The sequence below is a fragment of the Corynebacterium axilliensis genome (assembly GCF_046097495.1).
Taxonomy (GTDB): Bacteria; Actinomycetota; Actinomycetes; order Mycobacteriales; family Mycobacteriaceae; genus Corynebacterium.
On the sequence record NZ_CP175768.1, the window covers coordinates 1,997,059 to 2,019,640 of the forward strand.

18 protein-coding genes and 1 tRNA gene are annotated in these 22,582 nt (G+C 62.4%); 14 read left to right on the forward strand and 5 right to left on the reverse strand.

Features of this window, described 5'->3' with window-relative positions:
- Window positions 1-24 precede the first annotated feature (24 nt).
- The 4 genes from ACKFR8_RS09660 (at window position 25) to ACKFR8_RS09675 (ending at window position 2,815) form a co-directional block, all read left to right on the forward strand.
- Entirely contained in the window at window positions 25-489 is a 465-nt protein-coding gene (locus ACKFR8_RS09660; protein WP_408929919.1) for a hypothetical protein, read from the forward strand.
- Between the two features lie 116 nt (window positions 490-605).
- A complete protein-coding gene (locus ACKFR8_RS09665; RefSeq protein WP_306507864.1) occupies window positions 606-1,511 on the forward strand; it encodes a DUF418 domain-containing protein in 906 nt (301 codons plus the stop codon).
- Complete coding sequence (locus tag ACKFR8_RS09670; protein ID WP_408929920.1) at window positions 1,511-2,620, forward strand: trypsin-like serine protease; 1,110 nt, start codon at window positions 1,511-1,513, stop codon at window positions 2,618-2,620. The genes ACKFR8_RS09665 and ACKFR8_RS09670 overlap by 1 nt, the downstream gene beginning before the upstream one ends.
- Window positions 2,621-2,626: 6 nt before the next feature.
- Window positions 2,627-2,815, forward strand: a complete 189-nt coding sequence (locus ACKFR8_RS09675) for a hypothetical protein (protein ID WP_408929921.1) — start codon at window positions 2,627-2,629, stop codon at window positions 2,813-2,815.
- Window positions 2,816-3,162: 347 nt separating this feature from the next.
- Here ACKFR8_RS09675 and ACKFR8_RS09680 read toward each other — a convergent pair whose 3' ends face one another.
- A complete protein-coding gene (locus tag ACKFR8_RS09680) occupies window positions 3,163-4,230 on the reverse strand; it encodes a prephenate dehydrogenase (protein WP_408929922.1) in 1,068 nt (355 codons plus the stop codon).
- 39 nt (window positions 4,231-4,269) lie between these two features.
- Here ACKFR8_RS09680 and ACKFR8_RS09685 point away from each other — a divergent pair, with 39 nt between their 5' ends.
- The 6 genes from ACKFR8_RS09685 to tgt all read left to right on the forward strand — a co-directional run bounded on the left by ACKFR8_RS09685 (window position 4,270) and on the right by tgt (window position 9,713).
- The gene (locus ACKFR8_RS09685; protein WP_408929923.1) at window positions 4,270-4,773 is read left to right on the forward strand and encodes a tRNA adenosine deaminase-associated protein; all 504 of its coding nucleotides are present in this window, start codon (window positions 4,270-4,272) and stop codon (window positions 4,771-4,773) included.
- Between the two features lie 34 nt (window positions 4,774-4,807).
- Window positions 4,808-5,239: a nucleoside deaminase gene (locus tag ACKFR8_RS09690; RefSeq protein ID WP_296135083.1), complete on the forward strand. Its 432-nt coding sequence runs from the start codon at window positions 4,808-4,810 to the stop codon at window positions 5,237-5,239.
- 93 nt (window positions 5,240-5,332) lie between these two features.
- On the forward strand, window positions 5,333-5,530 hold the full coding sequence (locus tag ACKFR8_RS09695) for a CsbD family protein (protein ID WP_296135082.1): 198 nt from the start codon (window positions 5,333-5,335) through the stop codon (window positions 5,528-5,530).
- Between the two features lie 91 nt (window positions 5,531-5,621).
- Window positions 5,622-5,712 (forward strand) — tRNA-Ser (locus tag ACKFR8_RS09700).
- A gap of 305 nt (window positions 5,713-6,017) precedes the next feature.
- Window positions 6,018-8,423, forward strand: coding sequence for an MMPL family transporter (locus tag ACKFR8_RS09705; RefSeq protein ID WP_408929924.1), 2,406 nt, complete (start codon window positions 6,018-6,020; stop codon window positions 8,421-8,423).
- Between the two features lie 6 nt (window positions 8,424-8,429).
- A complete protein-coding gene (tgt, locus tag ACKFR8_RS09710; protein WP_408929925.1) occupies window positions 8,430-9,713 on the forward strand; it encodes a tRNA guanosine(34) transglycosylase Tgt in 1,284 nt (427 codons plus the stop codon).
- On the opposite strand, the gene ACKFR8_RS09715 is transcribed toward tgt, so the two are convergent.
- From ACKFR8_RS09715 to ACKFR8_RS09730, 4 genes are all read right to left on the reverse strand, one after another.
- The gene (locus ACKFR8_RS09715; RefSeq protein ID WP_408929926.1) at window positions 9,701-10,423 is read right to left on the reverse strand and encodes a sortase; all 723 of its coding nucleotides are present in this window, start codon (window positions 10,421-10,423) and stop codon (window positions 9,701-9,703) included. The two genes, tgt and ACKFR8_RS09715, sit on opposite strands and share 13 nt — an antisense overlap.
- Entirely contained in the window at window positions 10,416-10,700 is a 285-nt protein-coding gene (locus ACKFR8_RS09720; protein ID WP_306507858.1) for a type II toxin-antitoxin system RelE family toxin, read from the reverse strand. Before ACKFR8_RS09720 ends, ACKFR8_RS09715 begins: the two co-directional genes overlap by 8 nt.
- A gap of 2 nt (window positions 10,701-10,702) precedes the next feature.
- A complete protein-coding gene (gene relB, locus ACKFR8_RS09725) occupies window positions 10,703-10,912 on the reverse strand; it encodes a type II toxin-antitoxin system RelB family antitoxin (RefSeq protein WP_296132987.1) in 210 nt (69 codons plus the stop codon).
- A gap of 119 nt (window positions 10,913-11,031) precedes the next feature.
- Window positions 11,032-11,766, reverse strand: coding sequence for a queuosine precursor transporter (locus tag ACKFR8_RS09730; protein ID WP_408929927.1), 735 nt, complete (start codon window positions 11,764-11,766; stop codon window positions 11,032-11,034).
- 581 nt (window positions 11,767-12,347) lie between these two features.
- Between ACKFR8_RS09730 and ACKFR8_RS09735 the strand changes: the two genes are divergently transcribed.
- The 4 genes from ACKFR8_RS09735 to ACKFR8_RS09750 are packed head-to-tail and all read left to right on the forward strand — an operon-like array spanning window position 12,348 to window position 22,579.
- Window positions 12,348-13,034, forward strand: a complete 687-nt coding sequence (locus tag ACKFR8_RS09735) for a hypothetical protein (RefSeq protein ID WP_408929928.1) — start codon at window positions 12,348-12,350, stop codon at window positions 13,032-13,034.
- A complete protein-coding gene (locus ACKFR8_RS09740) occupies window positions 13,034-16,000 on the forward strand; it encodes a VWA domain-containing protein (RefSeq protein WP_408929929.1) in 2,967 nt (988 codons plus the stop codon). Before ACKFR8_RS09735 ends, ACKFR8_RS09740 begins: the two co-directional genes overlap by 1 nt.
- A gap of 58 nt (window positions 16,001-16,058) precedes the next feature.
- Entirely contained in the window at window positions 16,059-19,733 is a 3,675-nt protein-coding gene (locus tag ACKFR8_RS09745) for a tubulin-like doman-containing protein (protein ID WP_408929930.1), read from the forward strand.
- Window positions 19,733-22,579: a hypothetical protein gene (locus tag ACKFR8_RS09750; RefSeq protein WP_408929931.1), complete on the forward strand. Its 2,847-nt coding sequence runs from the start codon at window positions 19,733-19,735 to the stop codon at window positions 22,577-22,579. The genes ACKFR8_RS09745 and ACKFR8_RS09750 overlap by 1 nt, the downstream gene beginning before the upstream one ends.
- Window positions 22,580-22,582: the final 3 nt, after the last annotated feature.

A 22,582-nucleotide genomic window follows, 5' to 3' on the forward strand; every position in this document is an offset into this window, starting at 1 on the left:
TTACGGGCGGATATGCTGGTCACCATGATCAAAGCGATTCTCTCCGCCATTCTGCTATTTATCTCCTCGCTGTTTTCTAGCGCGGGCTCCTCGGAGCTGGCGGGGAGTTCGGAGGCGTGGGCGGTGAACGTCGCCAAGCATGGCATCATCACGGACGCACCCGCGGAACTGGTCGAAGCAAACGACGAGCAGATGGAGCACATCACTGCTTTCAGGTGGGAGTCTGAGGCGAGCCCAGAGGATTTCTCCCTCGATTTCCAGAACCAGGCGGTGTCGTTGCCCTGTAACGGCGGCGGCTTCTCCTTGGTTGATGGCGGGGTGGAGCTTGGTGGTGTGACGGAAATGGCCTGTCCCAGAGGAAAGATTGACCTTCCCTTCACCGTGTTCCTGTCCGAACCGGCCAAGGTAATGGTGGACCCCGCTGCATCCGCAACCCCTGAGCGCATTTACCTTGTGCGTGGGGATCAAGCCATCGCCCTTACCCGCTGAGACGCGCATCACGCAGTGCTGCGTGAAACGCAGACCTGAAAACGAACACAAATAAGAAGACCGGCCAGAGCCCCTGGTCGGTCTTTCGACGTTTTCGACTGCAAGGAGATGAATAGGTGTCAGCGCGCGCCCGAATAGTGGGCCTTGATATTGCCCGTTCCCTGGCCATTATCGGCATGATTGTCCTGCACATGGCCAACCTGCTGTGGAGCACAAAAGTGGTGCTCTCTGGGCTGCCCGCGGCAGGATTCGCCATCATCGCCGGGGTCACCATGATGATCCTGGCCCGCGACTACTCACTGCGGGTCTTTTTCCGGCTCGTCGCCCGCGGCTGCCTGGTCATGCTCCTCGGCGTGGCGCTGCTGCCCGTCGGCGGTGAGATTCAGGTCGTGCTCGTGGTGATGGGCGCGGCCATGGCGCTCACCGCCTGGGTGCCGCCGCTGGCCACGGCCTGGAAGGTGGTGCTCTTCGCGCTGGCCACCGCTGCGGCCACGGCGCTCTACGCGCCCTACACCCTTCCGCAGGTCTACCCCCTCGTGGCGTTCCTGGCGTACCTAGTGGCGGGGATGCTGCTTTACGACGTCTACCTCACCCGCCCCCGCCGCACCCACACCATTGTGACCGCGGTGGCGGTCGTCGTCACCGGCATTGGCCTGTGGCAACGCTTCAACCCTTCCATTCCTGGTTGGCTGCGCTTTACCGGTCACACGGGCGTGCTCGGTGAAATTCTTCTCTCTGTGGCGGCTACTGCTCTGGTGCTGCATCTCTGTCTCATCCTGGGCAGAGCTCTGCCGCGCCTGACCTTTCCCTTCGCCGCTTTGGGTTCGATGTCATTGACCATCTATATCCTGCACATTCTCACGGCTCGCTATTGGCAAGCGAACGTCTCGCTGCACAACACCTTTACAGCAGTGGGCTTTGTGCTCGCGTTCTTGGTGCTGAGCGCACTATGGCGGAATTTCTGTGGAAAGGGCCCGGCCGAGAGGGTCATGGCTTGGGCAATTAAGGAGGTGGCCGCGTAATGACGGCACGAAAGATAACTGCTGTTTTGGCCAGCTCTGTGGTCCTGGGAATCGGCGCTGCGCCGGCCATGGCCCTGGAATTTGCCCAGCCCGCTCCGGACACTGAGGAGAGCGCGGCCGTGGCCGCGCTGCGGATGGGCACGATAGGAAACTTCGGCGATTGCACCGGCACCCTCGTGGCCGAACAATGGGTGCTTACGGCTAGGCACTGCCTCGAGTCCGTCGACAACGAAGGCACGCAGGCGCGCTTCGGTGACCGCGTCTTTGATGCTGACTCCTGGGCGGTGTCACCCACCATCGACGCCGGCCTTATCCACCTCACCCAGCCCGTGACCGGGATCAAGCCCGCCACGCTGGCAGATGCTGTTCCCGCCGCCGGTGAAAAGGGCCATTTCTATGGCTGGAGCAGCAGCTCGCGCATGGCCCGTAAAGGCCAGCTGCCGATGGCCGAGATGGAAGTAGGCGAATTGCTATCCGGTGGAACCCCACCGGCGAGCCCGGACGAATCCGACCAGAAGATGACGCCGGTGGCTCCGGGCGAAGCGGCGACTGCGCCGGGGGATACCGAGGCTATGGCGCCTGGCGGTATGGCAGTGCCTGCCCCCGGTGGAATGGTCGCTCCCGACCCTGGTTCGTCCGACGCGCCCCAGGTGATGGAGGGCGGCGACATGCCAGAGATCGCCGTTGGACCCGACGGGGCGGAAAGCATTCCAGCCGGTGAACTTGGGGGAGTGGGGCCGATGATTGCCGCGGCCATCATGGACGTGAAGTCCCTCAACGGCGAGGGCATGCAGGGTGGCGACTCCGGCGGCCCATTCTTCGTCGACGGCCGCCTCGTGGGTGTAGCCACGGCTGGAACGTCTAATGCGGACCCAGATCTGCCTTCCTCGACCGCGGCGATTACTTCCGTGGTCGAAGTTCGCGACTGGATCGAGGACGTCACCAGCGGCCGCGCTACCGACGGCGTCCTCAACGCCGATAACTCCCCAGAACCGCCGAAGACGATGCAGGTCAGCGCGCCCTACGCCCTTCCGGCTGTAATCGCGGCGGTGCTCGGACTTATCGCGGTGGCCGTTGCTTCCCGAGTGCGCAGCCGCCAGCTAGGCTGATGCTCCATGAAGGAGAAACTCGTTCCGTGTCTCATTGCCGGTTCCGTCTTTGGCCTTGTGCTGTGGCTGGCCTCCGGCATGTTCTGGATGTTGCCAGTGGGCCTAGCAGCGGGCCTCGCGGGGTATCCGCTGCTCGGCATCACACGTGATGAGGCCCAAGCCCGCAAGCGCCGCGACGACACATTCCGCGACTAAGCGTCCCGCACCGCCTCATGCCACCGCACTACGCCGCCCGATGCCGCCGCGCACGCTCCTTCACGGTCGGTCGCTAGATGGCATCTTTGGGGCCAAAAACGCCATGTGCACGACCTAAAAGGCGTTTTCAAGCGAGAAAACGCCTTGTGACGGATGCCTTCTGCAAGATGCCTTTTGCCAACTACCCCATGGCCGGCAGCACGCAAAAGGCTCCACTCAGAAGTCTCTAGTCAAAAGGTTCGTCTGGGGGCAAGGAAACCCTCTGCAGCCAGGTAGAAGGTTCGTTTGGGGGCAAAGAAACCTTTTGACTGGAACCAGGTGAGGGGAACCAGTTGAGGAACCGCCTGCTAGGGCAGATGGTCAGGGCTGGAAGCCCTTCCGCCGCCTAGAAGATTCTCGATTCGGCCGCCCAGGGACTCGGTCTGGCGCAGCTGCGCCACCCAGTTCGGGGCACCCGGGTGCAAGCGCAAGACTGGGCGGGAGGAAATCTTGATCGGGGAGACTGATTCCTTACGAGCCCCCGAGCGGGCTTCGATGCGTGTGCGGGCGCGGAAGCCGGCGTCGGCAAGCGCAGCGATGGACGGCGTATCCGAGGCCAGCGAATCGCGCGCATCCTGCAGCAGCTCCAAGGCCTCATCGAGGGTCTCGACCAGGGCGGACGCGTTGGTCTCGCACATCTGGCGCACCAAATCGGGGCGCGTACCCGCCACGCGCGTACCGTCTTTGAAAGAGCCGGCTGCTAGGGACTGGGCCAGGATTCCGCCGTTATCGCCCACCACCGCGAGGGTCTCCGCCAGCACGTGCGGCAGGTGAGAAATGCGGGCCACCGCGGCATCGTGATTGACCACGCGCACTGGGACGGCCTCCGCGTGGACCATCTGGGTCATGCGTACAACATCGGCAAACGTGGCCTCCCACTCGGCGGGCACGCGCTCCCCGCGGGCCTCGCACTCGGCCGCGAAGTCGTACGTAATAACCCAGGCGGCGCGGTCAAACAGACCGGTCTTCGAGTTCTCCCAACCGGACTCGGCGGTACCTGCCATGGGGTGACCGCCCACGTAGCGGGCGTCCATGCCGCGCTCGGTGATGAGCTGACGCACCTCGGTCTTGACCGAGACGACGTCGGTCAGCGGGCAGGTCGGGGCGTGCTCCTGGATGGCGTCGAGGACCTCCGCCACCGCGCTCATGGGCACGGCGATGACGATGAGCGCGTTGTCCGCTTCCGCGCGGCGCAGGATGGCGGGTAGATCGTTCGTGACGTCGTAGCCCTGCTTAATGGCGGTGCGGGCACCGGATGTGGAGTGGTTGTAGCCGAATACTGGGTGCTTGGTCGCGGCAAGATCGCGCAGCAGGGAGCCACCAATGAGGCCGAGGCCGATAATGCAGACGGGGCGTTGAACATCTTGAGAACTCACGGTGACAATTGTGGCACAACCCGACTAATCTGACGAGGTATGAGCCACGACGATCTCTCTTTTTCCATCACCGTTGCCCGCAGCGAGGCCGGCTGGGTGATTCGCCCCTTCGAGGATGACTTTGACAATGTCCAGACCTCGATCAAGGCGGTGCGCAACCTGCGCTCCCAGGGCGCGGCATTTGCGCTGTTGTGCGTGGAGGATGACTATTTTGTCGTGGTCCGCCCGGTGCCGGGGGATGTGCGGGTGCTGCTTTCCGACGCCACCTATGCCGCCGAAGACGATTTCGCCGCGGACTTCCTGGACCTGCGCGACATTGAGATTCCGGATCTGGACGAGGACGAGTGGGAGGACGCCGACCCGTACGGCGATGGCGACTTCGATATCTTCACTGACTTGGGCCTGGATGAGGACCAGCTGGGCTACATCATTGACAACGATGAGGACTGGCCGTCCGACATGCTCCTGCGCATCGCCGGCGAGCTGGGCTTTGGCGATGAGCTGGAGGATTTCATCGACGGCTTCGACTCGGATGGCTCTTAAACCCGCAGAGGGGCTGGTACGCGCGGAGGCCCGCATGCGCCGCGCCCTGAAGGTTGCGCGCACCACGCCGGCGGGGGATATCCCGGTAGGTGCCGTGCTATACGACGCCTCCGGTAGAGAACTCGCCACCGGCGTTAACCGCCGCGAGCAGCTCAATGACCCCACCGCGCATGCGGAGGTGGACGCCATCCGCCAGGCGGTGCACGTGCACGGCGATGGCTGGCGATTGGAGGGCTGCGAGCTGGTTGTCACCTTGGAGCCGTGCGCCATGTGTGCGGGCGCGATTCAGGCTTCCCGGGTGTCCTCGGTGGTCTTTGGTGCCTTTGAACCTAAGACGGGGGCATGCGGCTCGCTTGTCGACGTCCTCCGCGCCCCCGGCGCCCTCCACGTTCCCGAGGTACGCGGCGGAGTGCTGGAGGGAGAGTGCGCGACCATGCTCACCGATTTCTTCGGTGGAATTCGCTGAGAGCGAATGCGGGCTACGAGCCCTCCAATAACCTCCGAATCGGGTGTAGGCTGGGGGCCACATCAGAAACGCTGATAGATAAAGGAGAAAACTATGGGTGACTTCGAGAACAAGAAGGACGAGTTCGTCGGCAAGGCCAAGGAAGCTGCCGGCGACGTGACTGACAACGAGAACCTGGAGAACGAGGGCAAGGCCGACCAGGTCACCTCTGAGGCCAAGCAGAAGGCTTCCGACGCCGTCGAGGGCATCAAGGATAAGGCCAACGAGGTCATCGGTAACCTCAAGGACTAATTCCTAGCCTTAAAGAGCTGAATCGCTGTCCCCGCCGCCTGGCGTGGGCAGCGATTTTGTCGCTCGGGACGACTCCCGTAATCTGGAACGCGGTGGCGTGTCCGAGCGGCCGAAGGTGATCGCCTCGAAAGCGATTGTTGGGTAACCCCCAACCGCGGGTTCAAATCCCGCCGCCACCGCCAAACCCGGCACTCCAGTTTTTAGCTCTGGAGTGCCGGTTTTGTTTATGAATAAGGTGTTCGGGGTTCTTCAGTCTGAAGGGCGAGAAGTTTATTTGTCTTCTCTGCTCCTTTGACCATTGTCCATCCGCTTTGACGCACCCGCAATGGAAAAATAGAAAGAAGGGCCACCAGCTACGTGGTGGTGTCCTACTGGCGAGCGTGACACCGTTAGGGCTTCACAGCCCAGCTGGTTAGACTGGTGCACATTCGTGTCCACTACCAGAAGCACCGCGCAGCACAGGCGCGCATCTTAGAGGGGAAACTTTGTGGCAAAGCTGCTCTATCGCCTAGGCCGCTGGTCTTACATCAATCGATGGAAGGTCATCATCGCCTGGATCCTCATCGTGGTGGCGGCCGGCGGTGCAACGCTGGCGCTGATGAAGTCTATGACCACCGAGTACTCCATCAGCGGCACGCCAGCAATTGACGCCACCCGCCGCGCGGTGGAGCTCTTCCCGGAAAACGGCAACCCGGCGAACGCGCCGTCGGTCAACCTGGTCTTCAAGGCCCCGGAGGGGGAGAAGCTCAGCGATCCGCAGAATAAAGAAGCGGTCGAGGACGTGGTGACACGCATCGCGGACGAGCTAGACATCCCGGAGGGCAGCCAGCAACGCTGGGGCAACCCGTTGGAGGTCTCGCCGGCGCTGCAGCAGCAGGTTATCGAGCAGTTCACGTCGATGGGCCTGCCGGAAGACACCGCGCGGGCGGACGCTGACAACCTCGCCATGGTCAATGCTGATGAAACCATCGCCTACACCACCTTTGATTTCAACGCGGAGAGTCCGTACTCGGTAGCCTCGGAGGACAAAGAGGTGGTCCATGAGGCCATGGATATCGGCCGCGACGCCGGCCTCGAGGTCGAGGCGGGCGGTGCCGGTTTCGGCGATGACATCGAGGTCAACTCCATCTCGGAGATCATCGGCCTGGCAGTGGCGTTCATTGTTCTGATTGTGACGTTCGGCTCGCTGGTCTCCGCCGGCATGCCGCTTATCTCCGCGGTCGTGGGCGTGGGTTTGGGCGCCATGGGCGTCATGATCGCCACGCACTGGATCGAACTCAACAACCTCACCCCGGTGCTGGCCGTCATGATTGGCCTGGCCGTGGGCATCGACTACGCGCTGTTCATCATGTCGCGCTACCGGCAGGAGCGCTCCCGCATGGATGGGCCGGATGCCGCCGGAATGGCCGTGGGCACGGCGGGCTCCTCGGTGGTCTTTGCCGGCGCGACCGTGTTCATCGCGCTCTTCGCGCTGCTGGTGGCGCGCATCGGCTTCCTGACCGCCATGGGCCTGGCCGCCGCTGGCACGGTGCTCATGGCCGTCCTCGTGGCACTCACCTTGGTGCCGGCCCTGTTGGGCCTGCTCGGTGATAAGGCCTTTGCCGGGCGCATCCCCGGCGTGGCGGGCAACCCCACCAAGCGCCGCCCGCGCCGCAATCGCCCGACCATGGGCAACCGCTGGGCGCGCACGGTCCAGAAGATGCCCGGCGTCGTCATGGCCTTGGTGGTGCTGGGCCTCGGCGCTTTGACCGCCCCGGTGCTGCACATGGAGCTAGCCCTGCCGGCGGATACCACGTCCAACCCGGACACCACCCAGCGCAAGGCCGCCGACCTGCTCTCTGAGGGCTTCGGCCCCGGCATCAACGGCCCGTTCCTCGTCATCGTGGACGGCTCCACCGCCAACCCGGACTCGGCCGCGCTGCAGCCGTACGTGACCAGCCAGCAGGGCGATGATGACCCGCAGCACAAGGCCGCGCTGGCCTCCTTCATCTACTCCGCGCAGCGCCTCAACCAGGTCGGCGGCGTCAAGCACGCGCAGCTAGTGGGCGTGAACTCGGATTCCACCGCGGCGCAGATCATGATTACGCCGACCACCGCGCCGACGGATGAGAAGACCATCGGCACCGCCTCCGCATTGCGCACCGCCAGCGCAGAACTGGAAGACACGACCGGCGCCGAGATCGGCATGACGGGCCTGACCGCCGTGCAGCTCGATATCACCGAGCGCCTTGAGGGGGCCATGGGACCCTACCTCGCCATCGTGGTGGGCCTGGCCATCGTCCTGCTGCTGGCGGTGTTCCGCTCCATCTTGGTGCCGCTGGTGGCGGGCCTGGGCTTCCTGCTCTCCGTCGGCGGTGCCTTCGGCCTGACCATCCTGGTGTGGCAGGACGGCCTCACCGGCCTGGTGCCCGCGCCGGGCCCGCTGATTTCCTTTATGCCCATCTTCCTCATCGGCGTGACCTTCGGCCTGGCCATGGATTATCAGGTCTTCCTGGTCACGCGCATGCGCGAGCACATCTCGCGCTACCCGCAGGGAACGGGCGGGCAGTACCGCAAGTACAACGCCAACGATGAGGCCACCATCGCCGGGTTTACCGCCGGTGCCCGCGTGGTCACTGCCGCGGCGATCATCATGATTGCGGTGTTCGTGGCCTTCATCAACCAGCCGCTGCCCTTCATCCAGATCTTCGGCTTCGCGCTGGCAGCGGGCGTGCTTTTCGACGCCTTCTTGGTCCGCATGTCCTTAGTCCCCGCCACCATGTTCCTCATGGGGCACACCACCTGGTGGATGCCGAAGTGGCTGGACAAGCTCATCCCGCAGCTGGACATCGAGGGTACTGCACTCGAGGAAGAATGGGAGCGCAAGCACGGGGCGGCGCAGCCAGTAGACTAAGGCCTTATGACTCACCCTACGCCGCAGCTGGAGACCGACCTGTCCTTCGATGTAACGAAGGAGCTGGACTTGAGCGGTCCAGCGCAGCCGGGAAAGCACGGCCGCACCGGTGTTATCCATACCCCGCATGGAGATATCCAGACCCCGGCGTTCATTCCGGTGGCCACCAAGGCCACGGTGAAGACGCTCACCCCGGAGCAGATCCGTCTGACCGGCGCGCAGGCAATCCTGTCCAACGCCTACCACCTCTACCTGCAGCCGGGACACGACATCGTGGACGAGGCCGGCGGCGTGGCCGCCTTTGAGAACTGGCACGGGCCCACCTATACCGACTCGGGCGGATTCCAGGTCATGTCGCTCGGCGTGGGTTTCAAGAAGGTCCTGGCCATGGACATCGCGGAGCTCACCGAGTCCGATATTCGCGCGGCCAAGAAGGAGCGCATGGCCCAGGTGGATGAGGACGGCGTGGACTTCAAGTCCTTCATTGATGGCTCCACGCACCGCTTCACCCCGGAAGTCTCCATGCAGATCCAGCACGGCCTGGGCGCGGACATCATGTTTGCCTTCGATGAGCTCACCACCCTGGTGGATACCCGTACCTACCAGGAGGAATCCGTGGAGCGCACGCGCCGCTGGGCGCAGCGCTGCCTGGACGAACACGACCGCCTGACTCTCGCCCGCGGCCCGCAGAAGCCGCGCCAGTCCCTGTGGGGCGTGGTGCAGGGCGCACAGTACGAGGACCTGCGCCGCCAGGCCGCCCGCGGGCTGGTGGAGCTCTCCGATCGCGCTGAGGCGAATGGCCGGCGCGGTTTCGGCGGCTTCGGCATCGGCGGTGCTCTGGAGAAGGAGAACCTGGGCACGATTGTGGGCTGGGTGTGCGACGAGTTGCCCGTCGGCAAGCCCCGGCACCTGCTGGGGATCTCCGAGCCAGATGACATCTTTACCGCCGTCGAGGCTGGGGCCGATACCTTCGACTGCGTCGCACCCACCCGCCTGGCGCGCCGCGGCGGCGTCTACACCCTCGATGGGCGGCTTAACCTCACCAATGCCCGCTTCAAGCGGGACTTCGCGGGCGTGGACGAGGAGTTCGGCGGCTACGTCTCGCAGAATTACTCCCGCGCCTACATCCACCACCTGCTCAAGGCCAAGGAATTCCTGGCGGGCACGCTGTGCACCATCCACAACGTGGAGTTCATGATCCGGCTGGTGGACAACATCCGCGCTGCTATCGACGGCGGCTACTACGAGGCTTACCGCGACGAGTTCCTGGGGCGCTATTACGCCAAGTGACCGGTGACGATGACGTTGTAGTCCAGGTCTGTGTAACCGTCGACGGCGCAGGCAATGAGCACGATGCGCCCGGGCACCTCGGTGTTCATCAGGTCGGCGTCGCTGCCTAGCTGGTCCTTGCCCACGAGGAAGGCGTTGTCCACGATCCACTCGCGGCCCGCCCCATCGCCCGAGGTCATGCGGACGTGGGAGCCGTTGAGGGTGGACGTCGTAAAGCGCTGCACCTGCACCCCGTCGAGGCCCTCCACCGTGGTGGGAGCGCCCAAGTCTACGTTGGCGGTGACAACCTCGGAGAACGGGTTGAACACGAGTTTCTGCTGGCCCCAGGCGTGGCCCAACACGTAGGTGGTGCCCTGTTCCGCCGTGGCGGGTGACTCACCCCAGCCGTCCACCCAGCGCACCATCGTGGCCTGTGGGCCGGCGGGGTTCAGCGGGGTGACAAAAGGCATGGAATCGTACGTGGCGCCCGTGATGGTGGCCGGACCATCCATCTCAAACGTGCCGGTCAGGGCGGGCGCCGGCCCCTCATTGAGTGGGGGAGGAGTGGGCGCTGCGCTTGACGACGTCTCACTGCTCCGCGGTGTCTCCGGTGCCGTGCTGCTCGTCGTCGCTGACGACGAGTTTTCTTCCGTACCTGAGCACGCCACAAGGCTGAGCGCCGTGGCCAGGCTCAGGGCGGGGATGAGGGAAGTTCGCAGACGCTTAGGCATCGTAGACGTCCTTCCGGTGGCCAATAGCGAATACCTCAATCGTTACTTTCTGGTCGTGGATGTACGCCAGAATGCGGTAAGAACCGACCCGATAGCGCCATTCACCTGAACGGTTTGAAGTCAATCCTTTTCCGAGAGCTCGAGGGTCTTCGCAGCCTTCGAGGTTCTTTTGGATCCAGGTCACGATGATTCGCGCATCGAATCGGTCAAACTTCTTTAGCTGTTTGCGGGCTTTCGACGTGAATTCGACGTGATATGAAGTGATTCTCTCCTGCATCTTTAGAGATCCTCGAGGACCTCATCAAGGCTAAACCGTTCGCCAGAATCTTCTGCCATTGCTGCGCGCAGTTCCTGAAGATCGTAGTAGTCTTCGGCCCGTTCTAAAAGCGCTGCTCGGGCAAAATCAGATATTGTACGGCCTTCAAAGGCAGCTAGATTCCTGACGAGTTCAGCGTCGTTATCATCCATGCGAATTGTCAAAGTCGCCATATTTCCTCCTTAACCATCGTGAATACATTGTATTCAATGGGGAGAGCAAAGGGAAGAGAGAAATAGACCCCCGTAGCACAGTGTGTGCCAAGGGGGTGAAAATTCGGGACAGGTCGCTGCTATTTAGATGGCGCTGACGCAGAGGTTTCGGCCTCGTCGATAGGCACGTAATCCTCACGGCGCTTGACCCAGGAGATAACCACGGTGGTCAGCGGAAGCATGATGACCTCGCAGGCGGTCTTCCAGAGGAAGCCCACGACGACGTAGTTGACGAAGCCGCCGAAGGAATCGATGCCGATGACGGGTGCTGCGATGGCGCAAAACAGCAGGGTATCGCCGAACTCACCGACGACGGTGGAGGCGACCAGGCGGGCGATGAGGCCCTTCTCGCCCGAGCGGGCCTTCATCTTCACCAGCGTGAAGGAGTTGAGCAGCTGGCCTACGACGTAGCCGGCCAGGGAGGCGGCGAGGATCTGCGGAACCAGGCCCAACGTGGCCTCGAAGGCCTCCTGGCCCTCGTAGAAGTCCGCGGCGGGCAGCCAGATGGCGATATAGAAGGACAGCGCCGCCAAAATCGCCATGGCGAAGCCGATGTAGACGGCGCGGCGGGTGGACTTGAAGCCGTAGCACTCGGAGAGGACATCGCCCACGATGTAGGCGAGGGGGAAGAGGAAGAAGGCGCCGTCAGTAATGAGAGGGCCGAGCTGGACGCCCTTCGTGGCGTTGATGTTCGAGATGAGGAACGTGACGACGAACACCGTGACCAGCCACGGGTACAAAGTGGAATGTACCGGGATGAATCGGATGCTCTCGCCACCGTGAGCGGTGGTTGCGGTTGCCGATTGATTTGTCATGCTCAGTATCTTTGCACGAAACTGGGGGAACTCTAAATGGGGTAGGCCCAGTATTCACGGTGGGGAGTACTCCTTGAGCCGATTTAAGGTACACATTCCGCTGTAAAACGCCGCTTTCTGCGTGTCACGAGAGGCCGGTGGGGCGAAGATATTGCTCTACTGGGCAGAAAAAGTAACCGCTGTATGGCATTCTTTTGCTTGCAGAGTTTTCGCGTTCCCTGCGCGTTTCCTGTTCTTTGTGGCGTAGAAAAGCCAGACACTTTTCGGCGGTGTTCGAATACGTGTGGCTGTGCGCGGCGGTGACCAGGTGCCGTGTCCGGGGGTGCGACTACCTTCACTTCTAGTACTCTCCTCTCTCTGGCTGCGACGCCGCCTTTCTGCCCTCGGCGCAGGAAGGTGGGGGACGTGGCGAGAGGGAACACGCGTTATAGAGAAAGTCGTCGCAATGACATTTGGTTCTCCTGGCTCCTCGCCGCAGTTCGGCGGCCGCCCGCCGCAGGGTAAGCCCCCACAGGGCCAGCCTTCCGCGGGTCAGTCCTCTGCGGGGAAGCCCGCGCAGGGCTCCCGCTTCGGTTCCCCGAGTGGCTCCGGTTTTGGTTCCCCGAGCGGATTCTGGCTTTGGCTCGCCCAGCCGTCCCGCCTCCGCTCCTAAGCCTGGCTCCAACCCGGGTTCCGGTTCTAACTCTGGCTCTGGATTTGGTCCGGGTTCGGGATTCGGCTCTGGTTCGGGCTTCGGCGCGCCCGGCAGCCCCGCACCGCGCCCGGCGGGAAACTCCGGTGGAGGCTCCGGTCAGGGGTTTGGAAGTGCCCCGGCCGCGCCCGCGAGCGCTGGGTCCAAGTCTGGTTCTGGATTCGGCTCCCCGAGCAGCCCCGGTGGCTTTGGCCAGAAGGCACCGGCGCAGGATTCACAGCGCAAGGCAATTGCCCCGACCACCCCGACGGAAGGCCCGTGGCCGCTGCTCATCGCGGCGGGAGTCTCCGCTGTCATCGCTCTGATTCTGCTCATCGTGGCGCCGCTGGCCTCCGCTCCGACGCAGGGCCTGTACTTCGGTCTGGCCATCGGCGGCTGGCTCTTGGCGGGCATCGTGTCCTTTATCTTCTTGGGTCTGTACACACTGAAGAACACGCAGCGCCAGGCAGAGACCTTCTATATCGAAAACACCACGCAGACCTTGCTGTACCGCGTCATCATGGGCGGCAGTTTCGTCCTCGTCATCGTGGCGGCCGTGGAGATTGCGTTCTACGTAGGAAAGGCGGTCGGCGCCTAATGAAGAAGTACACTCGCGCACTCGCTGTCGCCGGCACCTTGCTGCTGGCCGGATTCGGCGGAAGCCTGGGCGCCGTGGCGCAAGACGCCCCGCCCGCGCCGCCCGCACCGGATGCCCCGGAGGATAAACCGGAAGAGAACCAGCCGCCGGCCCCGGAGCAGCAGGAAGGCATTGGCTCCGAGTCCACTCTGTCTGAGGTCTCGCAGAAGAACCTGTCCGATTTCGGCTCCTGTATTGCTAGCGAGAAGTCCGCGGACCTGCTCCTCGTGCTGGATCAGTCCGCGTCTCTCGTGGGCTACGAGGGCTCGAAGCCCACGGACGCTGACTTCTTCCGCGTCGATGCGACGTCGGACATTGTGAAGCAGCTGGCCAACTTGGGCCAGGACAATGGCGCGGACATCAACGTCAAGCTCGCCGGTTTCGGCTCCGAGTATTACAGTGACCCCGCCGAGTACGGCGACTGGACTAACGTCTCCGGCAAGGGCGATGCCCTGGACGCGGAGCTGGACAAGTTCCGCCAGGATGACCGCGTCAGCGATCTGGAGACCAACTACGGTGCCGCTTACAACGGCGCGCTCAAGGAGTTCGCCGCCCGCGAGGGCAGCAACTGCCGTTCCATCGTGTTCTTCACCGACGGCAAGTACTACACGGACGCCGAGGCCAACGACCTCAAGGGCGCCCAGGATAAGCTCTGTGAGCCGAACTCCTCGGTGACGGCGTTCCGTAACTCCAACATCCGCCTGTTCAACGTCGGACTCGTCCCAGCCGCGGAGGCCCAGGACCAGATCAGCCAGCTCACCCGCATGGCTGAGGGCGACGATTGTGGCCAGGGCGCAGCCAACGGCGCATTCTTCGACGCGGGTGAGGAACCCGCCGCGCTCTTCGCCGCCTTCCGTAACCTCATTCCGACCTCTGGTGGCGTGACCAAGGAAGGAAACCTCAAGGACAACTTCGATTTCGTCTTGGATGACTCGGTGTCCCCGGTGCGCCTGTCCGCCGTTCCGAAGAACTCGGTGGGCGAGGGAGACCTGGTGCCGACCCTGACTGGCCCGAACGGTGAAGTCGTTGAGCTCACCCCGGAGACCACGAAGGTGGCTGGCGCAAAGGTAACCGTGACGGAAAACGACAAGCTCCCGGGCATGGTTGACATCGCCATGGAAAAGGACGGCGATGACTGGGCTGGCGCCTGGAACTTCGGCTACAAGGTGGCTGAGGGCACCGAGGGCGAGTACCTTGCGTCCGTGGTCATGGTCCCGGGCCTTACCCTGGACCTCAAGCGCGAGGACGGCTCGAAGGTCGAGGGCGGCATCAACTCCGACCAGATTCTCAAGGGCCAGCTTGTCGACGGCAAAGGGGAGGCCCGCTCGCTTGATGGCGAAGGTACGCTCCACGTCGAGTTCGTCCCGGAGGACGGCTCACCCGTGACCCTGGTGGATAACGCCCCGATTACCGATGGCAACCCGGTGGACATTCCGCTGGATAAGGTGGAGGAGGCCGGCGCCGGCAAGCTGGTGACCAGTGTGAACATCACCACCAAGGGGGCAGGCGACCGCCCTGGCTCCAAGCTGGATCCCATCAACGCGGAAACCCCGCTGACGGTGACCCCGGTGAACATGCCGACTGCCGGCTCTGCCCAGACCATCACGATGACGGACAAGGAAATTACTGTCGACGTTCCCGTGACCGGCCCCGGCAAGGTCTGGATTGCGGATCAGACGGTGGACGCTGCTGACGGAATGCTCCCGTCCGGCATCCAGTCCCTCAAGGTGTCCTCCGCGAACAACTCCGAGGACTCCGCCCTCGAGCTGGCCAAGGATGAGAAGAAGACCATCCCGGTCACCCTGAGTGCCGAGGAGATGGCGGATGGCCCGCTGCGCGTGGAGCCTGCCATCACGTTGCAGTCTGCTGAGGACAACCAGCAGATTGAGCTGCCGCTGACCCTGCAGGGCTCCATGAGCGCTCCGATCAGCAAGTCTGCCTTCGGCCTGGCCTTCGTCCTGGCTGTTCTGTTGGCCCTGCTCATTCCGCTGGCCATCCTCTACATCATGAAGTGGTTCGCTGGACGCATTCCGCAGAAGCCGCGCATGTTTGCCAAGAAGATTCCGGTCAAGCGTGAGGGCTCCACCCTCATCCGCACCGACAAGGGCCGCCCGTTTGAGATCAACAAGGATGAGTTCCAGGGCGCCGTGCCGGTCAACACCACCGCGCGCTCCGCGCAGCTGACTTCCTACGAGGCCAAGGTCAAGATGGGCCTGAGCCCGTTCACCGCCGCCCATGTTGAGGTCCAGCGCGATGGCTCTATCGCTGGAACGGGTAAGAAGTCCGGCTCCCGTGCGGTTCTTCCGCTGGCTATTCAGAACACTTGGTTCCTCGTGCGCAACGAGAACGACCCGGATTCCGGCGAGATTGTCCTTACCGTGGACACGCTGGCGCAGTCCGCCAAGTACGACGAGCTGTCTTCCGACATCAGCCGTCAGGCCCTGCCGCTGTTTGACCAGGTTGAGTTCCCCGCAGAGAAGCAGCCGAAGCAGCCCAAGCAGTCCGGCCCCGCAGCGCAGCCGGGCCAGTCCGGTCAGCCGGGCCAGCCGGGCCAGTCCGGTCCGCAGGCTCGCCCGGGTCAGCCCGGACAGCAGCCGCCGCGTGGCCCGCAACGTTCCTCGCAGCCTGGTGGCTTTGGCCAGCCTCAGCCCGGTGGTTTCGGTCAGTCGCAGCCTGGCCAGTCCAAGCCTGGTCAGTCTGGGTTCGGCGGCGGCTTCGGTCAGCCCGGTCAGTCAGGACAGTCTGGCCCGTCTGGATTCGGTCAGCCCGGCAAGCCGGGTCAATCCGGACCGTCTGGGGTCGGCAAGCCTGGCCAGTCCGGCCCGTTCGGCTTTGGGCAGCAGGGCTTCGGTCAGCCGGGTAGCTCTGGCGGCCCTGGTAATGGCGGTGGCCAGCCTCCTTCACCCGGGTTTGGCCCGCAGAAGTAATCCCGCATAAAGACACACATCAGCACACAAGCGAACCCCCTTCGAAAGGTAGTTAGAGATGAAGAAGTTTCTCGTCGTCGGTTGCGGTGGCTCCGGCGCCAAGACGCTGGCGTTCATGATGGACCAGCTCAAGGCAGAGCTACGCAGCATTGACCCGGACCGGACGGAACTGCCCAAGGCGTGGCAGTTCGTCAATATTGACGTCCCGCTTTCAGAGGAAGCTGGACCGCAGAAGCTGCCGAACGTGACCCAGAACGGTGGTCACTACATTGGTATTGGTGCCCGACAGAACTACAACGATTTTGATGCTGGTGTATCCGAGACTCTGGGGCGGGCTGGCAAGCTTGGAGAAATTGCCACGTGGGCAACCCGAAATCCGGCCTCCAATAACGTCAAGCTCGCGGATGGTGCCGGCCAGTACCGCGCCGTCGGCCGCATGCTGACCCTGCCGCACCTGAAGGAGATCCGTCAGGGCCTAAAGGCAGCCGTTGATGAGATGTTTACTCAGGAAGCAATCCTGGAACTCAACGACCTGAACTATAAGCAGACGAAGAACGACACAGACACTGGTAATGATGAACCAGTCGTGCTGGTGGTTTCCTCTATGGCCGGTGGTGCCGGTGCATCCATGTTCCTCGATGTCTGCCGCGTTCTGAGCACCATTCCCAATGTGAACCCGCAGAGCACCCTCGTGTACATGTACACCCCGGAAATCTTCTCGGACATCAAGTCCGACGATATGGCTGGTGCATGGCCGAACTCCCTAGCCATGTTTGGTGAGGTAGTCGCCGCGCAGATGGGCAACTCCTACGAGCATGACCGTGCCATCTTCGAGGCCTTCGATATGGGTAACCCGAAGGAGGGCCCGACCTTTGGCCGTATTTTCCCGATTGGCTCGAAGATGGGTACTACGGGTGCTCGCTTTGGCGACGGTTCGGCGATGTCCATCTACCGCGGTTTGGGCCGCGCACTTGCGGGCCTAATGGCGTCGACGACGGCCAGCGACAGCCTCGTCTCCTACGCGATTGCCAACACGCCGGCCGCTGACGGCGGTCGCCGCTACTTCGGTTGGGATAAGGATAAGCAGGCTGGTGGCACCCCGTGGGACCGCTTGCCGTGGGGCTCTATGGGCTATGCCCAGATTTCGATGGGTCGTGACCGTTTCGCGGAGTACTCCTCCCAGCGTCTTGCACGCAGCGCCTTCGAGCGTCTATTCAACGGCCACCTCGACCCGCAAAACCCCAATGCCGGCGAGATGCAGATCAACAAGAAGCTGGAGGAGCGCCTGCCCAAGGCTTTCGAGGGCATCACGCTGGAGCCGTCCTGGGCTGCCGGCGGACCAATTGATGACAACAGCGTGTGGAACTGGCTGCACAGAATCTTCGGCGGCCTGGCTCAGCAGGCCGCGAATAGCGCCACGCGGCAGCTGCAGAACTACATCCCGGTTGGTCAGGGCCGCAACGTCAACGAATGGCGTGCAGAGTTCGAGGGCAACATGGCAGACCCCCAGAATGCACAGGCGATCGCCTCCATTCTGGATGGCGCCGCCTACGACTTTGCTTACCGTTATGCCAACCTCTTCAGCGACAGCGTACTGGCCATGGTTGAGGCCGAACTGGCTGAGGTGGGTGTACCTTACGTCCGCGAGGTGCTTTCCAAGATTACGGATGTGCTCACCAACTCCGACGGTCTGATGCCGCAACTGGCGGAAAACTCTGAGCGCTACCGCAACACCTACGTGTTGGCTCTCCCAGAGGGCTCTGAGACGCATCTGAACCCGTTGACTGGTAAGGGAAAGATGACGGATCCGACCCCGACGGTGAACGCGCTGATGAACCTGTACCAGCAGCAGTTCTACTACTACGTCTTGATGTCCATTGCGAATCAGCTCAAGGATGTTCTCCGAGACTATGCGGATGAGAACCTGTTCTACCTCAAGCGCGAGCTGGGGGATGCTCACGCTGTACTGGAGAAAGCAGAATCTAAGCGTCCAGAAACTAAGAAGCTGGCCGATGTTCGCAGTGACGAGGTCAATGCATGGCCGACGGAGATTGATGAGATCGTTGAATCCCGTTTCAAGGGTGCCGAGAACGAAATCATGCTCACGGACGTCAACTCCTTTATTGAGGACTACCAGGACCAGATGTTGCGTACTATCCAGGGACAAAAGTCGACGTCAGATGTCTACAACTATGAGCAGGCTTATCCCTATGCGGTGCGTTCTGTCATTCGCGGCCAGTGGGAATCTCTCGACGCAACGAAGGCTCCGAATGACACGCTGGCACCACAGAAGCGCACTAATGACGAGTACTCTAACCGTGCCGGCTGGGTCTCGAAGTTCCTGTCGCGCCACCCGCAGACCGGTGAATCCCGCGAATCCCAACGCGCGCACTACCACGCCAAGATTCGCCCGAGCGACCTGCTGGAGCGTTCCCGCCAGTGGATTAACCGACGCGACTACGAGTTCCAGAAGTTCAACTCTGTGGACCTGCGCAGCTACCTCACGCTGACGCCGGACATCAACGAGGTTGAGCACGACGAACGCAAGCGACGTTTCGTCGAGGCCTTCCGGCTCGCGCTGAGCAACGCTCGCCCGCTTGCTGCAGTGGACGACGACATGGTTCAGCGCATCCACGGCAAGAAGGTCCAGTACACCTACTCCTTCTCCGACGTTCCGTTCGCTGAGCTTGGCTCTGAGGAAACGGGTATCGCGGCGAAGCTTGAAGCCGTCCTGAACACTCCGGAAATTGATGAGCCGTCGCGAACCGCATTGGGTAAGTCCCTCAATCAGTCGGACCACATTCGACACATCGAGATTTTTGGTTCCTACCCGAACTACTCGCCGATCACATTCTCCTCCATGTTCAGCTACATTGCCCGGGACATTGAGAAGCAGGACAACTTCGACGGCTCGTGGTGGTCGGAGCGCCGTACCCGTCCGCTCGCCGCGGCTCTCCCGCTCACGAAGACCGAGCGCCAGGCAATGGTCGCCGGATGGATCATCGGCCGCATTACCGGCCGCGTGTTCATCTCCGACCCGGATGCTGACAACGCTGCGGCGCACATCTTCGATGACACCCAGGGTGGCACGAACGGCTGGGTGGAGTTCCCGAACCCGATGCTCATCTCACCGCGCCGCATGATTAAGAAGGCCGATTGGATGACCTCGGTGCTCGAGTCCATCTTCATCGCCTACGCCAAGGTGCAGGAGTCTGGACCCTACGGGTTCGCCTCTTCCCTGTACCCCTACCAGCTGCTGCGCGGGCTCTTCGACGACGGAAAAGACTTCGCTCACTCCGGCGCCTCCACCCACCCGCTGGTTCACCGCTTGGCAGAGTTCCTGAGCTCTGGCGACACGCCTGACCGCGGCATCGTGGGCTCCTCCATCGATGATCGCTACGCATCCTTCGTGGCGGAGCTCGACAAGTCTGTTCGTAATGCCGACCACTTCGTTCCCGGCTACCGTAACTCCCTGCCGGGGCAGGGCCGCCAGGAGAAGCCCTTCGCGGAGATTCGCTCCCGCGAGATTGCCTCGGGGACCCCGTACTACCGCGATTTGGCGCAGGACGTTATTGAGATGGTTCCGGTTATCCGCAATTATCTTGACCAGGCCAAGACCGCCGCAGAAAATCCGGCGGTTCAGTCGACCCCGCAGATGCGCGACTCCGACAGCGGGCTCTCGCAGTCCTCTGGTCCGAACTCCCTCCTCAACGATCTGGATGACACCTTCTAATGACGAACGTAATTATCTTCGGACACGGCCCCACGGCGGATGACATCCGCTCGCGCCTTAGCGACCTGCGCGCTGTCGGCCTGCTGCAGGACTTCCTGTGGATCGATTACGCGCACCCCACTACCGGCGCGGTTGTTCGCTCCTTCACGGAAGCTGGCACCGCGCGGCTGACCTCTCTTGATGAGGCCCTGCGTGAAATCACCGGTGATGCCCTGCTCGTCACTATTGACCCGATGGACCCAGAGCAGCCGCAGGACGTTGATCAGCTCACGGCGTGGGTTGCTGCGGTCGACCAGCGCCTGATCCAGGCTTCTAACCTGCGTGTACGCCTGCTGCTGTCGGCCCTGCCGGTAAAGCCGGTGACTGTGCCGCCGCTGTATGGTTGGAACAATCTCGTGCTCTCCCCAGAAGAGGGCGGCACCCCGTCTTCGACTCGTATCCGTCCGATCCACCGCACCCAGGATGGTTTCGATCTCGCACAGTTCGCTGCTCCTGCCGTCGCCAGTATCTTTGGTCTGTGGCGCGGCATGCCGGAGCCGGCCGTGTTCGACCCGGACACGCACCGCCTGATTGAGACGGGTGACCGCCAGCGCTTCCGCCTGGTGCGCGCCTTCCACCGCACCATCGACGCCAGCGAGATCGAAGACAACATCCGCAAGATCGTCTTCGACCCGACCCAACCCCTGCCCCGTCCACAGGTGACCAACAGCACCCGTGCTGTTGGTCACCCCAACCCGGAGGCTCTGACAGACCAGCTGTCCCAGGAATTCATTAGCCAGCAGATTTCTCCGCTGGTCAGTGAGCCGAAGGAGTACGAGAAGCTGCAGGGTCAAAAGGTCAGCGGTTGGGCAGCGCTGAAGAACAACCTCGGCTTGTACTGGGCCAACGTCGTGGGCAAGCCGCAGGAGTGGGTGGACGGCCAGCGCGGTGCCGTAAACAAGAGTGCCGCGACCTTCCTTCAGAAGATGCTGTACGGCGAGAACTCCAGCGTGGAGCTGGTGGTAAACGGCCACTCGGGCAAGTCTGTTGGCGCGACGAGCGTAGACCAGCTGCGTGAAGCAAGCGAGCAAACCCTGAGCATGGCTCGCGAACAAGGCTTTGACCTGGGGCAGGAACCGCAGCTGGCGCATACGTGGGAGGCCTACCGCGACTACGCCTTGGGCTTGGTGGACGGTTCCTGGAGCGAAAAGATCGATACTCGCGGTCGTCGCGATAACCAGAACAACATGTACATCGTTCAGTACGGCGGCCAGTCCGTGCAGGACCTTACTGCCTCATTTAAGGGCTTCCACCCGCTGATGACGAGCACTCTGGGGTACAAGCACGAGTCCCAGGCAACCGTGAAGCCCTTCGATCCCATGGACGCGGAGCGCTACGCTGAGGCCATCGAATACACCAGCCAGCAGACGCGCAACGAAGCGGTTAACCGCAAAAAGCATGAATTCAACGTCTGGCGTGCCAAGAACAGCACGACGTTTGCCTGGAAAGTCGGACAGGGAATCGTTGACACGCGCCGCACCGCGGAGGATAAGGTACGCGCCGCTCACGCCAAGGTCCGCGAGCTGGAAGAGGTTGCGAAGAATTTCCAGGCGCGCGATTTCAACAAGGAGAACAAAGTGCTGGGCCGCAAGCTCCGCGGCATGTGGCTGGGCCTATTCATAGTCCTAGCCCTCATGACCTACATGGTGGCTGGTTGCTACAACCCGGACCTGCCGCTGGGTGAATACTTCCAGTGGTTCGACTGGCCGTGGTACGTGGTGGGCATCATCATCGCGGTGCTGATCTTCCTGGTCTGTTCGTGGGCAGTCTTTACCAAGGCCCAACGTGGATTCTTGGATTACGAACAGAGGCGTAAGCTGCTGAAGCGTAATCAGGAAATCGCAGCTCAAAACGTGGCTGTTGCATCTGCAGAAATCGTCTGGATCTCCAACGCGTACGACCAGTTCCTGAGCTGGTCTGCATTGCTGGGCCGCGCGATCTTTGCCCCGTTTGGCCGCAAGGAGACCTTCAGCGACCACCTGCACACTCCGCAGTCGGGCCTGCCGGAGAACGCGCGTATTGCCCAAGCGGAGCTCAACCGTGACAACGCAAAGCGAATGACCGATGAAATCCGCACCTACATCTACCAGTCGGAGTGGGCGCACAAGTCACTGAAGTCTTTGCTGGATGATATGAACGAAGCGTTTGAGCGCAACCGCACCGGCCACACGGCCGTGGCGCTGCACGATATGTGGGGCATGGGCGGATGGAAGACCGGCACGCCGCTGGACCACCTGTCCCGCAACCTGGACAGCCGCTTCATGGAGGACCGCGACCTCAAGCAGCAGGAGTGGCAGAAGGTCATCACGGATCCGCGCATGACCCGCAGCCTCCAGCAGTACCTGGGCAGAGTGGTCTTCCGCGAAGAAGGCCAAAAGCGCAGCCAAAGCACCAGTGAGTTCCTGGCGGGCATGAATCAGGACAAGGGTGCTTTGCAGGCGTTCAGCTCCAATGCGCTTACCCGCGCCGGCGGTGCTGAGGGCTACACAGAGATTGATGGCGACCGCACCCGAATTGTGGAAGTCGATAGCGAAACCGCGCTGACCAGCCAGCTGTCCCGCTCGGTGACGGTGGTCCAGTACGGCAAGATCACCGACTTCAAGTACCTCATTGCGGACAATTCGACGAGTGGCTACGACGTGCATGATGCCGCGGCACTGTCGCTCGATGACCTGGATGACATCGACCATATGTCCTTCAGCAGCCCACTCAACGACACTGACCAGGAATCTTCGCAGGGCCGGCACCAGGCACCTCCCCGCCGCGGCGGCGCGCCCGATTTGTCGGACTTGGACGAGACTTTCTAAGGA